The following is a 13,273-nucleotide window of genomic DNA, read 5'->3' on the forward strand; positions in this document are numbered from 1 at the left end:
TCTTCAGAGGTCGATATGTCGGTCCGAATTTTAGCGCTGGATACAGCGACAGAAGCCTGTTCTGCGGCATTGCTTAACGGGCAAGAGAGTGACGCACGTTTTGAAATTGCGCCGCGCGATCACACACAGCGCATTTTGCCGCTGGTCGCCGAGCTGCTGCAGGCTCAGCAACTGGAACTCACCGAACTCGATGTGCTGGCCTTTGGTCGCGGGCCCGGCAGTTTTACGGGCGTGCGTATCGGGATTGGTATTGCCCAGGGGCTGGCACTCGGCGCGGCGTTACCGATGGCGGGTATTTCCACCCTGGCCACGCTGGCGCAGGGCGCCTGGCGTCAGCACGGTGCCTGTCGGGTACTCACCGCGATTGATGCGCGCATGGGTGAAGTGTACTGGGCAGAATATCAGCGCGATGAGGACGGTATCTGGCAAGGTGAAGCAACGGAAAGCGTGCTTACGCCCGAGGCCGCGTTGGAGCGAATGCAGGCGCTGAGCGGGGAGTGGTATACCGCCGGTACCGGATGGCAGGCCTGGCCGGTACTGCAGCAGGGCCATGCACTCCAGCTCAAAGACAGCGGCGTTTTGCTGCCAGCGGCTGAGGACATGTTGCCCCTGGCGGCGCGCGCCTTAGCACAGGGGCAAACCGTGTTGCCCGAACAGGCTGAGCCAACCTATCTGCGTAATGAAGTGGCATGGAAAAAACTGCCGGGCCGCTGACAGGCAACGCAACTTATTGTTATCGGGGCACTCTAAACATCAACCTTCAGGAGAATGTCTATGTCAATGTGTCGTAGAGGCGTTGCCGGTGTGATGTTGGTCTGCGCCCTGGTGTTAAGTGGTTGTGTTTCCGTACCGGATACGATTAAAGGTCACTCAGCGTTGCCCCAGCAGGATTTACTGCGGGTGATGAGCAATCCGGCCCTCTATGTCGGCCAGGAGTCGCGCTTTGGCGGTAAAGTGGTCAACGTAATTAACCGCAATGGCAAAACCCGGCTGGAAATTGCGACCCAGCCGCTGGATGACGGCGCGCGCCCGGTGCTGGGGGCCAGCTCGGTAGGGCGTATCTATGCCGACATTCCCGGTTTTGTTGACCCGACGGATGTCAAAGACCAGTACGTCACCGTTCTCGGCACGATTAAGGGAACGGAGCCCGGTAAAATCGGCGAAGCAAACTACTCGTTTGTGGTCGTTGACGTTCGGGGTTACCAGCGCTGGCATTTGACCCGTCAGGTCGTGTCACCGCCAGAGCCTCTCGATCCCTGGATCTGGTATGGCCCCACGCGCCATCGTGGTGGTTACTGGGGTCCGAATCCTTACTGGGGCATGTACAACCCCGGTCCGGCTCAGGTCGAGACCATCCTCACGCAATAGTGTGACATCCGTTTTGAACAGGCCCGGTCGCGGTGCTCGCAACCGGGCTTTTTATTTGCATCATTAACCAACACGAAATTTAGTGATGGGCTTCGCAACCTCAACATGCCAATAAGAGCAAACTGGTACAATCAGTTAAAATATTGTTAACAAATACGATTGTTGAGGCGGCGATGAGTACACAACAAGATTATCGGGGTGAATCCTTGAATAAGGTTTGGCTGAAACGCTACCCGGCAGACGTCCCTGCCGAAATTAATGCTGATCGTTATACGTCTCTGGTCGATTTATTTGAGCAGGCTGTCGTGCGTTACGCCGGACAGCCCGCATTTTACAACATGGGTCAAAAAATGACCTACCGCCAACTGGACGAGAAAAGCCGGGCGTTTGCGGCATATTTGCAACACGAACTCAGGTTACAACCGGGCGCGCGCGTCGCACTCATGATGCCGAACCTGCTGCAATATCCGGTCGCGCTGTTTGGTGTGCTCCGGGCCGGCATGGTCGTGGTTAACGTCAATCCGCTTTATACCCCGCGTGAACTGAAGCATCAGCTAAATGACAGCGGTGCCAGTGCGATCGTCATCGTGTCGAACTTTGCACATACGCTGGAAAAAGTCGTCGCTGATACGGCGGTCAAACATGTGGTGCTGACCCGGATGGGGGATCAACTGGCACCGGTAAAAGCCACGCTGGTGAATTTTGTGGTGAAGTATGTGAAGCGGCTGGTGCCCAAGTATCATTTGCCGGGGGCGATATCGTTTCGCCATGTGCTGGAAACGGGCGCGTCAATGCCGTATCGACGTCCACAGGTCAGTAATGATGATTTGGCATTCCTGCAATACACGGGCGGGACGACCGGCGTCGCGAAAGGTGCGATGCTGACGCACCGAAACATGCAGGCAAACCTTGAGCAGACCAAGGCGACGTATGGCAAGTTACTCCGCGACGGCAAAGAGTGCGTCGTGACGGCCTTGCCGCTCTACCATATCTTTGCGCTGACCGTGAACGGCTTGCTGTTCGTGGAACTGGGTGGGCAAAACGTATTGATCACCAATCCGCGCGACATTCCCGCTTTTGTGAAAGAAATAGCGAAGTATCCTTTCACGGCGATAACCGGCGTGAACACGCTGTTCAATGCCTTACTCAACGACGATAATTTTAACAAACTTGACTTCTCGACGTTACGTCTGTCCGCGGGCGGGGGGATGGCGGTGCAAAAAGCAGTGGCGGAACGTTGGGAAAAACTGACCGGGCACTATCTGCTGGAAGGCTATGGGCTGACGGAATGTTCCCCACTGGTGTCGGTTAATCCTTACGACATTAACTGCCACACCGGCAGTATTGGTTTGCCGGTTCCCTCAACGGATGTCATTATTCTGGATGAAAACGGTAATGAAGTCCCCACTGGTGAGCCCGGCGAATTATGCATTCGTGGGCCGCAGGTAATGTTGGGTTACTGGCAGCATCCGGAGGCCACGGCAGAGGTCCTGAAAAATGGCTGGCTCCACAGCGGCGATATTGTTACCGTTGATCACGAAGGATTTATCCGCATCGTTGACCGCAAAAAGGATATGATTCTGGTTTCGGGCTTCAACGTCTATCCTAATGAGATAGAAGATGTCCTGATGCAGCATCCGAAAGTGCGTGAAGCGGCAGCCATTGGTGTGCCGAGTGAGTTGTCCGGTGAAGCGGTGAAGGTTTGTGTGGTCAAGAAAGATCAGTCGCTGACCAAAGAAGAGCTGCTGGACCACTGTCGCCGTCAACTGACAGGCTACAAAGTGCCCAGGATTGTTGAGTTTCGTGAGGAACTGCCTAAAACGAATGTAGGAAAAATTCTGCGTCGTGAACTGCGCGACGAGGTGAAAACCAGCGCAAGCTGATTCGCCGTCAGGATTCAGGTTGAACGCCGGCACTGTCCGGCGTTTTTATTGCTTTTAACATGGAGCACCGCACGTTGTCAGCTGCGGTGGAAACTGAACGTGAACTATTCTCTGATCGATAACGATGATCACCTGGCCGAGGTGTGTCAAAAAGCACGCCAGCATACGGCTGTCGCCCTGGATACCGAATTTGTCCGTACCCGGACCTACTATCCTCAGCTGGGGTTAATCCAGCTGTTTGATGGCGAGCAGTTAGTCCTGATCGATCCGTTACCTGTCCGTGACTGGTCACCGTTTATTGCGCTCTTAACGGATACCCGCGTGACCAAATTTTTGCACGCCGGGGGGGAAGATCTGGAAGTGTTCCTGCACCGCTTTGGGGTACTGCCACAGCCCATGATCGATACACAGATTCTGGCGGCGTTCAGCGGTCAGCCACTTTCCTGGGGTTTTGCCTCAATGGTGGCGCATTTCACTCAGGTGGAATTAGACAAAAGTGAAGCCCGGACCGACTGGCTGGCCCGTCCGCTGACTGAGCGGCAGTGTCAGTACGCCGCAGCGGATGTGCATTACCTGCTGCCCATTGCGCATCAGCTGATGGCGCAGGTGGAGCAGGTGGGGAACGTGACGGCGGCACTGAGCGAATGTGAAAACCTGTGTCAGCGCCGTTTAGATGTGCTTGATCCCGAGGACGCATGGCGGGACATCACCAACGCCTGGCAACTGCGTCCGCGTCAACTGGCCGCGCTGCAGCGCCTGGCGGCATGGCGGCTTAACGTTGCCCGCGAAAAAGACATGGCGGTCAATTTTGTGGTGCGTGAAGAAAACCTGTGGAAAGTGGCGCGCTTTTTGCCGGGCTCGCAAGGGGAGTTAGACCATCTGGGCCTGTCCGGTCACGAGATCCGTTTTCACGGCAGGGCAATGCTGGCGCGGGTTGCTGAAGCCGCCGCGCTGGAGGACAGTGCGTTACCACCGCCGTTAGCGAATCTGGTGGATCACGTGCATTACAAACGGGCTTTTAAAGCGATTAAAGCACTGGTACAGCAGGTCAGTGAACAGAGCGGATTAAGTCAGGAACTGCTGGCATCACGTCGACAGATTAATCAGGTGTTGAGTCAGCACTGGGGATTAAAGCCACAGAACCGTGAGCCCGAACTGCTGGCAGGCTGGCGCGGTGCGCTTCTGAAACCCGGCATTAGCGAGATACTTGCCGAGATATAAAAAAATTCCCCTGCTACTGCGCAGGGGAATCTCAGGAAACCAGACGCGTCATTTCGTTACGTCTTCCGTTTCAGGTAAGGTGACGTTCAGTTCCAGAATCGAGATATCATCTCCTTTCTGATCAAGCTGAACCGTCACCATGTCCGGATCAATCTTCACGTACTTGCAAATCACGTCCAGAATGTCGCGCTTGAGTTGCGGAAGATAGTGGGGCTCACTGTCGCCCCTTCTCCGTTCTGCCACAATAATCTGCAGCCGTTCCTTGGCTATGTTGGCAGTGTTCTTCTTCCGGGATAAAAAGAAATCAAGTAATGCCATGGTTTATCCCCCGAACAGGCGTTTCAGGAAACCCTTCTTCTCTTCTTCAATAAAGCGGAAGGGGCGAACTTCACCGAGCAACCGTTCAACGGTATCGGCATAGGCTTTACCCGCATCGGACTCCGCGTCCAGAATCACGGGTTCACCCTGGTTTGAGGCACGCAGCACAGACTGGTCTTCCGGGATGACGCCGACCAGCGGTATGCGCAGGATTTCCAGCACATCTTCCATGCTCAGCATATCGCCACGGTTAACACGACCCGGGTTATAGCGGGTCAGCAGCAGATGCTCTTTAACCGGCTCCTGGCTGGTTTCCGCACGGCGTGATTTGGACGAAATGATACCGAGAATACGGTCAGAGTCGCGAACCGAAGAGACTTCCGGGTTAGTGGTGATGATGGCTTCATCGGCAAAATAGAGCGCCATTAACGCACCGGTTTCAATGCCCGCAGGGGAGTCACAAACAATAAAATCGAACTCCATCTCCGCAAGATCATTCAGGACTTTCTCGACGCCTTCGCGGGTCAGCGCGTCTTTGTCACGGGTTTGTGAGGCAGGCAAAATATACAGCTGCTCAGTGCGCTTGTCGCGGATCAGGGCCTGATTCAGCGTGGCATCACCCTGAATAACATTCACGAAATCATAAACAACCCGGCGCTCGCAGCCCATGATCAAATCAAGGTTACGCAGGCCGATATCAAAGTCGATGACAACCGTTTTCTTGCCTTTCTGCGCTAAACCGGTGGCGATGGCCGCGCTTGACGTGGTCTTACCAACGCCCCCTTTACCGGATGTAACTACAATAATGCGTGCCATAAATATTGATTTCCTTAACGAAAGAAAAGGGGCCTAATTAAGTGTCTGGATAGTCAGCGCGCCATCCTGAAGGCAAAGCCGCGCTGCTTTAGCAAAATATTCTTCGGGGATCTGATCCATAATCCAGTACTCCCCGGCGATAGAAACCAACTCTGCGGACAGGTTGGTACAAAAAATCTGGCATTCTCTGTCGCCGCTGGCGCCTGCCAGCGCCCGACCACGCATCATGCCGTAAATATGGATATTGCCGTCAGCGACCAGTTCTGCACCGGCACTGACGCTACTGGTCACAATCAAATCCGCATTACGGGCATAGATTTGCTGGCCTGAACGGACCGGTGTATTGACGATGCGTGTCTTCGCGGCCAGAGGTTCCGCAGCAACCAGTTTGAGTTCAGGTTTTGGCTCCTCACGTTTCTGGCTCTCTTTCCCCTCTGCCAGCACCGGCAGACCGGCACGGGCGATCAGCTTTTTCAACGCCTCGTCTTTGCAGCCACTGACACCGACAATACGCAGTCCCGTAGCGCTTACCGCCTGCAGCATCTGTTTCCAGTTTACGGCGGCATTGAGTGCCGCAACATTCAGCACCACTGGTGCGTTTTTCAGGAAATCGGGTGCCTGGTCAATTTTGTCCTGAAGCGCTTTGCGGATCACCTCTGGCTCATGGTGATGCAAATGAACAACAGACAAGGTAAAACTGCTTCCCTTAAATTCGATTGGCGATTGCGGCATCTGTCCCGACTCAGTCCTGTTTTACTACCCTGTGCTAAGCGATGATAAAAGCATCGTTAAAGCGCGATCGGCGAATATTCGAAGTACTGCAAGCATGTTATAGTTAGCGCTATATTCAAACAAGCCTCAGCGCGGGTTAATTCGAGTAAAAAATATGTTTTGTGTGATCTACAGAAGTCCCGTCCGTGACCAGACTTATCTTTATGTTGAAAAAAAAGACGATTTTTCGCGCGTGCCTGACGCGCTGTTGAAAGGCTTTGGTAAACCGCAATTGGCCATGGTGATTAACCTTGCCCAACGCGACAAGCTGGCCAACGCCGACATCAATAAAGTTAAGCAGGGGTTAAGCGAGCAGGGATATTATTTGCAAATTCCTCCGCCGATTGAAAGTTTGTTAAAAACCCATCTTGAGGCGGACAAAAAAGATTAACTCGGATTGTTCCGTTAATATTATTGATGTGCGGCAGTGAACAGCAAATTTATATTTTGCATCCGCGCTGAATATTAATTGTGCAGCGCTGCTGTTTTCCCCTTCCCGGTAACCTGCCGCACCGCGTTTTCCTGTACTGACGCACAAATAGCCTGGCGGGCAGGTTGACAATTCCTGCGCATCTGTCAGGTTAAATCATCGCAATGGCTACGCAGGGGAGCGCTGTGCGGTGCTGCCCTGTATGCTTTTTAATCGTCGAAGACTGACCGTCCGGCATCATGAAACAGGGGATTAGCATGTATCAGCATCGTAACTGGCAAGGCGCTTTGTTAGATTATCCCGTCAGCAAAGTGGTTTGCGTGGGCAGCAACTATGCGAAACACATTAAAGAAATGGGCAGTGCGACGCCGACCGAACCGGTTATCTTTATTAAACCGGCTTCGGCCTTGTGCGATCTGCGGCAGCCTTTATCCATTCCTGATGCCTTTGGTGAAGTGCATCATGAAGTCGAGCTGGCGGTGTTGATCGGCACCACGCTAAAACAGGCCAGCGAAGCGCACGTGGCGAAAGCCATTGCCGGTTATGGTGTGGCGCTGGATTTGACGCTGCGCGATCTGCAGGCGGGCTTAAAAAAAGCCGGACAACCCTGGGAAAAAGCAAAAGCATTTGATAACGCCTGTCCGCTGTCAGGTTTCATACCGGTCGCGGAGTTTACGGGCGATCCCCAGAATACCGATCTGAAGCTGGTGGTAAACGGGGAAGTCCGTCAGGATGGCAATACGTCAGATATGATTCACAAAATCCTGCCGCTGATTGCCCATATGAGTCAGTATTTTACGCTACATGCTGGCGACGTCATTTTGACCGGTACGCCAGAAGGGGTGGGCCCAATGCGGTCAGGCGACACGCTGGAAGTCTCCTTTGCCGGTCACGGAATCAGTACGCGCGTGCTGTAAAACTTGCATCAGCGTGCTGATCGCTTTATAAGGTGCGGTTTACGCTAAATCTGGACAATCATCATGACTGAACCCCCTTTCTGGCAACACAAACGCCTGGCACAAATGAGCGATGAGGAATGGGAATCCTTGTGTGATGGTTGTGGTCAGTGTTGTCTGAACAAACTTCAGGACGCGGACACGGATGAAATTTATTTCACCAATGTCGCCTGTAATCAGCTCAACATCAAAACCTGCCAGTGCCGTAACTATGCGCGTCGCTTTGAATATGAAGAAGACTGTATCAAGCTGACGCGCGAAAATCTGACCACCTTTGACTGGTTACCGCGCACCTGTGCCTACCGTTTACTGGGCGAGGGGAAGCCGCTGCCTGCCTGGCATCCGCTGCTGACGGGCTCAAAAAATGCGATGCATGCGCAGCGAATTTCTGTACGTTACATTGCAGTGCGGGAAAGTGAAGTGCGCGACTGGGAAGATCATATTATCGATCGCCCTGACCGGAATGGCTAAGTCCTGACGATAAAGGCTGCCCCTGGCAGCCTTTTAACGGATTAACGACCGAATAAGTCGCGGCGTTTAGGTTTAAACGGCTGAGCAAGCAACACCAGCACACCCACCAGCAGATAAGCCGCGAAGATGCCGATCATCCACTGTGGCATGGCGAGTGATAAGAAGCGCCAGGCCTGTTCCGAACAATCGCCGCTGGCGACAAATACCGATGGCAACCATTTATCCAGCGGCAACCAGGCGGGGAAGCGGGCGGCAAAGTCACAGGTTACAAAGGGATTCGGATGCAGCAGGATCATGGTGTGTTCGTAAGAAAGGCGCAGGCCTTCCCATGCGCTGTATATCCATAACACAATCGCCACCAGTCGAACCGGCGAACGTGGCATCAGGAAGCCAAGGATGCCTGCGCCCATCACGCCAAAAAGCGCGCAACGCACGTAAATACACATGACGCAGGGTTTATAGCCCAGACCATGCTGAAACCATAATGCTGTCAGTTCCAACGCCAGAGCGGAAAGGGCCAATAATAACCAGGCACCGCGACCCCGCGAACATTGGTTTAAATATCGCAACATAGTGCATTCCCTGTAAACGTTAATGCCCCGCAGTGTAAACCAAAAGACGCGGCGCGCCATCCTGTGGTAAGAAAAAATCGTGTGCAAACCTAACCTGGCCCTGATCCAGATTAATTCTTTGTCTGTTCGCGAATGCGGCTGGCACCTTCTGCCTCATTCGGCGGATTATTCATCAACGCGCTGCTGCCCGAGGCGGTTTTCAGGGCTTAACCTAAGACATCCTCGCACGTATGGCGCAGCACGGTAATCTGTCTTATTTTTGTGCTGAACCGCATTTTTAATCGTTGACAAGGCTATATCCGCTATAGGCGCTCTGGTATGATGAGTGCCCATTACGATCCAGAAAGCAATGAGAACACACAGTTATGGTTATTAAGGCGCAGAGTCCAGCCGGATTTGCTGAAGAGTATATTATTGAAAGCATCTGGAACAGCCGTTTTCCACCCGGATCGATCCTTCCTGCCGAACGTGAGCTTTCTGAACTGATTGGCGTAACGCGTACAACGTTACGTGAAGTGTTACAACGCCTGGCGCGAGACGGCTGGTTAACCATTCAGCATGGCAAGCCCACGCGCGTTAACGATTTCTGGGAAACGTCGGGTCTGAACATTCTGGAAACCCTGGCGCGTCTGGACCACGATAGTGTACCGGCTTTGATCGATAACCTGTTGTCGGTGCGCACCAATATTTCTTCTATTTTTATCAGCCGCGCGCTGCGCCACTATCCTGAGAAGGCGCGTGAGGTGCTGCAGGCCGTCGCGCAAACCGACGATCAGGTGGACAGCTACACGGAACTCGATTATCGGGTGTTTCGCGGCCTGGCGTTCGCCTCGGGCAATCCGATTTATGGCCTGATCCTGAATGGGTTGAAAGGACTGTATACGCGCGTTGGGCGGCACTATTTCTCCAATCCGGAAGCCCGTAAAGTCGCCCGCGAGTTTTATCTGACACTGCTCGACCTGTGTGACAAACAGCCCACTCAGGATGAAATCGTGGAGTGTGTCCGGCATTACGGACGCCAGAGTGGAGATATCTGGCATTCGATGCAAAAGAGTATGCCGAACGACTTAGGCGCTAAGCGCTAAAAAAAACCGGACTGCGCGTCCGGTTTTTTTATGCCTGTTTTAGAGGGGAACATTGCGCGGCGGATTGCGATCCAGCAGTTCGACGCTGCCATCTTCATTCTGTTGTTCCAGAATCACATCAAAGCCCCACAGGCGGTGCACGTGCTTAAGCACCTCCCGACGGCTCTTATCGAGTGGTGCACGGCTTTGTGGCACGTAGCGCAGCGTCAGGGAACGATCACCCCGTAAGTCCACATTGTAAACCTGAATATTGGGCTCCAGATTACTCAGGTTGTACTGTGCCGAAAGCTGCTGCCGAATGGCCCGATAGCCGGACTCGTCGTGGATCGCGGCGATTTCCAGATAATTGTTGCGGTCGTCGTCCAGCACAGTGAACAGCCGGAAGTCACGCATGACCTTAGGCGACAGGAACTGACTGATAAAGCTTTCATCTTTAAATTCACGCATCGCGAAATGCAGGGTTTTCAGCCAGTCAGAACCGGCAATATCCGGGAACCAGTAGCGATCCTCTTCCGTCGGCGACTGACAAATACGTTTAATATCCTGGAACATGGCAAAGCCCAGTGCATACGGATTGATACCGCTGTACCACTGGCTGTTGTAGGGCGGTTGATAGATTACGTTGGTATGGCTGTGCAGGAACTCCATCATAAAGCGTTCTGACACTTTGCCTTCATCATAGAGGTGATTCAGGATGGTGTAATGCCAGAAGGTCGCCCAGCCTTCATTCATCACCTGAGTTTGTTTCTGCGGATAAAAATACTGACTCACCTTACGCACAATGCGCAGAATTTCACGCTGCCACGGCTCCAGCAGCGGCGCGTTCTTTTCCATAAAGTAGAGCAGGTTTTCCTGCGGTTCAGAAGGATAGCGCGCCGCTTCAAAATGCGCGGCTTCTTTTTCACGCCGCGGTAAGGTGCGCCATAAGGTATTGACCTGGCTTTGCAGATACTCTTCGCGGCTTTTTTGCCTGGCCTTCTCTTCCTGCAGGGAAATTTTTTGCGGGCGCTTATAGCGGTCCACACCGTAATTCATCAGGGCGTGACATGAATCGAGCAGGCGCTCCACTTCTTCAACGCCATAGCGCTCTTCGCAGTCGGCAATGTAATTTCTGGCAAATAACAGGTAATCCACAATGGAACTGGCATCGGTCCAGCTGCGGAAGAGGTAGTTATTTTTGAAAAAGGAATTATGCCCATAGCAGGCGTGCGCCATAACCAGCGCCTGCATGGTCATGGTGTTCTCTTCCATCAGATAGGCGATGCAGGGATTAGAGTTAATCACGATCTCATAAGCCAGGCCCTGCTGCCCATGCTTGTAACGTTGCTCAGTCTCAATAAATTTTTTGCCAAACGACCAGTGCGAATAGTTGATGGGCATACCGACGCTGGAGTAGGCGTCCATCATCTGCTCGGAGGTAATCACTTCAATTTGGTGCGGGTAGGTATCCAGACCGTAGTGTTTCGCTACGCGGTCGATTTCAGCGAGATAGACATCCAGTAACTCGAATGTCCAGTCGGGCCCGTCGCTGAGTCGTTTGCTGTCCATGATGGAATCGTCAAAGATTGTTGTCATAGCGCACCTCTGTTTTGGCGAACGGACTCACCCTGACGCGTTGTCCGTTACGATTTATTTAAGGCTCTTCCTGAGAAAGGAACCCAAAAAAACTGAGTGAACAGATCAATGATAGTTCACTGTCGCTTATCCGATCCGGGAACTCAAACGAATTCTTTGGCAGAAAAATCATTTCAGGTTTACCGCGCTGGGATTAAATAGCTCCACACACTGAATAGCTGTCACTTTTCAGCATTAAATGCTGACTTTTTTCAGAGGGGGAGATTATGAAGGATTCTCCTGTGAAAGGCATAATTAACCAGAACTGGTGTCATTTATGCCTGATTTTTTAATAAAGGACGCATAATTCTCTGAATTTGAGGGCGTGAAATGATTTTAGTTACCTGTAGGCGCAAAAAGAGGTGAAATGGATGGATTGTGTAAAGGATGTTTCCACTTTGTGATCACTCTGAATGTTAACCGGTGAATAGTGGATTATGCTTTTTATTTTCGCGGGGGACTTATGCACGTAGTTATTCTTGGTAGTGGCGTTGTGGGCGTAACCAGCGCGTGGTATCTGGCGCGCGCCGGCCATCAGGTCACCGTGATCGATCGTCAGCCTCAACCCGCCATGGAAACCAGCGCGGCAAATGCCGGGCAGATCTCGCCAGGCTATGCGGCGCCCTGGGCTGCACCCGGTGTGCCGCTTAAGGCGATGAAATGGATGTTTCAGCGTCATGCGCCTCTGGCCATCCGGCTGGATGGCAGCCGCTTTCAGCTTGAGTGGATGTGGCATATGCTGCGTAACTGTGACATGCAGCACTACCAGCAGAATAAAAGTCGCATGGTCCGGCTTGCTGAATACAGCCGCGATTGCCTGAAGGCCCTCCGCGCCGAAACGGGCATTGCCTATGAAGGCCGACAGGGCGGCACGCTCCAGCTATTCCGTACGCAACAGCAATTCGAGAGCGCAAGCAAAGACATTGCCGTTCTGCGCGAGGCCGGCGTGCCCTATGAATTACTGGAGTCGCATCAGCTGGCCAGCGTTGAGCCTGCCCTTGCGGCGACGCAGCATAAACTTACCGGCGGTCTGCGGTTACCAAATGATGAAACCGGCGACTGCCAGCTTTTTACCCAGCGTCTGGCCAAAATGGCCGAGGAAGCCGGTGTGGTCTTCCGCTTCAATACACCCATCGATCAGCTGCTGCGCGACGGTAACCGGATTTACGGTGTGAAGTGCGGCGATGAGGTGATTAAAGCCAACAGCTACGTCGTTGCGCTGGGCTCCTGGTCCACCGCGTTGATGAAAAATATTGTGGATATCCCGGTCTACCCTCTGAAAGGCTATTCCTTAACGATTCCGGTGACGAATGCCGATGCGGCACCCGTCTCCACCATCCTGGACGAAACCTACAAAGTGGCCGTCACACGTTTTGATAACCGTATTCGAGTCGGCGGTATGGCAGAAATTGTGGGTTTTAACACCAAACTGCCTGAAGCGCGTCGCGAAACGCTGGAGATGGTGGTTACAGATCTTTATCCTGAAGGGGGTGATGTCAGCCAGGCCAGTTTCTGGACAGGCCTGCGTCCTATGACGCCAGACGGTACGCCGGTTGTCGGGGCGACGCCGCTGTCCAATCTTTATCTGAATACCGGACACGGCACACTGGGCTGGACAATGGCCTGTGGCTCCGGTCAGTTACTGGCTGATGTCATTTCCGGCACGTCGCCAGCGATTGCATCGGACGATCTCACGGTCTTCCGTTATTTGCCTGGTTTTGCGGCCAGCCGATCACCGCTTCGTAACGTTAACGCTACACGTTAAGCC

Annotated in this window: 14 protein-coding genes; 9 read left to right on the plus strand and 5 right to left on the minus strand. The window is 53.1% G+C overall.

Annotated features, from left to right (window positions below; all coding sequences use genetic code 11):
• The first annotated feature begins 15 nt into the window (after positions 1 to 15).
• The 4 genes from tsaB to rnd all read left to right on the plus strand — a co-directional run bounded on the left by tsaB (position 16) and on the right by rnd (position 4,472).
• The gene (tsaB, locus tag C7433_RS00670; RefSeq protein ID WP_006119451.1) at positions 16 to 714 is read left to right on the plus strand and encodes a tRNA (adenosine(37)-N6)-threonylcarbamoyltransferase complex dimerization subunit type 1 TsaB; all 699 of its coding nucleotides are present in this window, start codon (positions 16 to 18) and stop codon (positions 712 to 714) included.
• 60 nt (positions 715 to 774) lie between these two features.
• Entirely contained in the window at positions 775 to 1,368 is a 594-nt protein-coding gene (locus C7433_RS00675) for a Slp family lipoprotein (protein WP_039343060.1), read from the plus strand.
• 206 nt (positions 1,369 to 1,574) lie between these two features.
• Complete coding sequence (fadD, locus tag C7433_RS00680) at positions 1,575 to 3,251, plus strand: long-chain-fatty-acid--CoA ligase FadD (protein ID WP_146212552.1); 1,677 nt, start codon at positions 1,575 to 1,577, stop codon at positions 3,249 to 3,251.
• A 99-nt stretch (positions 3,252 to 3,350) separates the two neighbouring features.
• Positions 3,351 to 4,472, plus strand: coding sequence for a ribonuclease D (gene rnd, locus C7433_RS00685; protein ID WP_110267438.1), 1,122 nt, complete (start codon positions 3,351 to 3,353; stop codon positions 4,470 to 4,472).
• Positions 4,473 to 4,520: 48 nt separating this feature from the next.
• On the opposite strand, the gene minE is transcribed toward rnd, so the two are convergent.
• Genes minE through minC form a run of 3 tightly spaced genes read right to left on the minus strand, consistent with a single transcriptional unit; the run spans position 4,521 to position 6,338 of the window.
• On the minus strand, positions 4,521 to 4,790 hold the full coding sequence (minE, locus tag C7433_RS00690; protein WP_006119446.1) for a cell division topological specificity factor MinE: 270 nt from the start codon (positions 4,788 to 4,790) through the stop codon (positions 4,521 to 4,523).
• Positions 4,791 to 4,793: 3 nt separating this feature from the next.
• Positions 4,794 to 5,606, minus strand: coding sequence for a septum site-determining protein MinD (gene minD / locus C7433_RS00695; RefSeq protein WP_006119445.1), 813 nt, complete (start codon positions 5,604 to 5,606; stop codon positions 4,794 to 4,796).
• Between the two features lie 33 nt (positions 5,607 to 5,639).
• Positions 5,640 to 6,338 (minus strand): septum site-determining protein MinC, encoded by a 699-nt coding sequence (gene minC, locus C7433_RS00700; RefSeq protein ID WP_006119444.1) that lies wholly within the window; start codon positions 6,336 to 6,338, stop codon positions 5,640 to 5,642.
• A gap of 154 nt (positions 6,339 to 6,492) precedes the next feature.
• Here minC and C7433_RS00705 point away from each other — a divergent pair, with 154 nt between their 5' ends.
• From C7433_RS00705 to C7433_RS00715, 3 genes are all read left to right on the plus strand, one after another.
• Positions 6,493 to 6,768: a YcgL domain-containing protein gene (locus C7433_RS00705; RefSeq protein WP_006119443.1), complete on the plus strand. Its 276-nt coding sequence runs from the start codon at positions 6,493 to 6,495 to the stop codon at positions 6,766 to 6,768.
• Between the two features lie 296 nt (positions 6,769 to 7,064).
• Positions 7,065 to 7,724, plus strand: coding sequence for a fumarylacetoacetate hydrolase family protein (locus tag C7433_RS00710; RefSeq protein ID WP_006119442.1), 660 nt, complete (start codon positions 7,065 to 7,067; stop codon positions 7,722 to 7,724).
• 63 nt (positions 7,725 to 7,787) lie between these two features.
• A complete protein-coding gene (locus C7433_RS00715) occupies positions 7,788 to 8,234 on the plus strand; it encodes a YcgN family cysteine cluster protein (protein WP_110267439.1) in 447 nt (148 codons plus the stop codon).
• A 41-nt stretch (positions 8,235 to 8,275) separates the two neighbouring features.
• Here C7433_RS00715 and dsbB read toward each other — a convergent pair whose 3' ends face one another.
• Positions 8,276 to 8,806 (minus strand): disulfide bond formation protein DsbB, encoded by a 531-nt coding sequence (gene dsbB / locus C7433_RS00720; protein ID WP_039343052.1) that lies wholly within the window; start codon positions 8,804 to 8,806, stop codon positions 8,276 to 8,278.
• A gap of 365 nt (positions 8,807 to 9,171) precedes the next feature.
• Between dsbB and fadR the strand changes: the two genes are divergently transcribed.
• A complete protein-coding gene (fadR, locus tag C7433_RS00725; protein ID WP_033741897.1) occupies positions 9,172 to 9,891 on the plus strand; it encodes a fatty acid metabolism transcriptional regulator FadR in 720 nt (239 codons plus the stop codon).
• A 39-nt stretch (positions 9,892 to 9,930) separates the two neighbouring features.
• On the opposite strand, the gene C7433_RS00730 is transcribed toward fadR, so the two are convergent.
• Positions 9,931 to 11,466 (minus strand): SpoVR family protein, encoded by a 1,536-nt coding sequence (locus tag C7433_RS00730; protein ID WP_033741895.1) that lies wholly within the window; start codon positions 11,464 to 11,466, stop codon positions 9,931 to 9,933.
• Positions 11,467 to 11,968: 502 nt separating this feature from the next.
• Here C7433_RS00730 and C7433_RS00735 point away from each other — a divergent pair.
• Positions 11,969 to 13,270 carry a D-amino acid dehydrogenase gene (locus tag C7433_RS00735; protein ID WP_110267440.1) on the plus strand — a complete coding sequence of 434 codons (1,302 nt, stop codon included), beginning with the start codon at positions 11,969 to 11,971 and terminating at the stop codon, positions 13,268 to 13,270.
• Positions 13,271 to 13,273: the final 3 nt, after the last annotated feature.

The organism is Pantoea sp. PNA 03-3, from assembly GCF_003201175.1.
Lineage (GTDB): Bacteria > Pseudomonadota > Gammaproteobacteria > Enterobacterales > Enterobacteriaceae > Pantoea > Pantoea stewartii.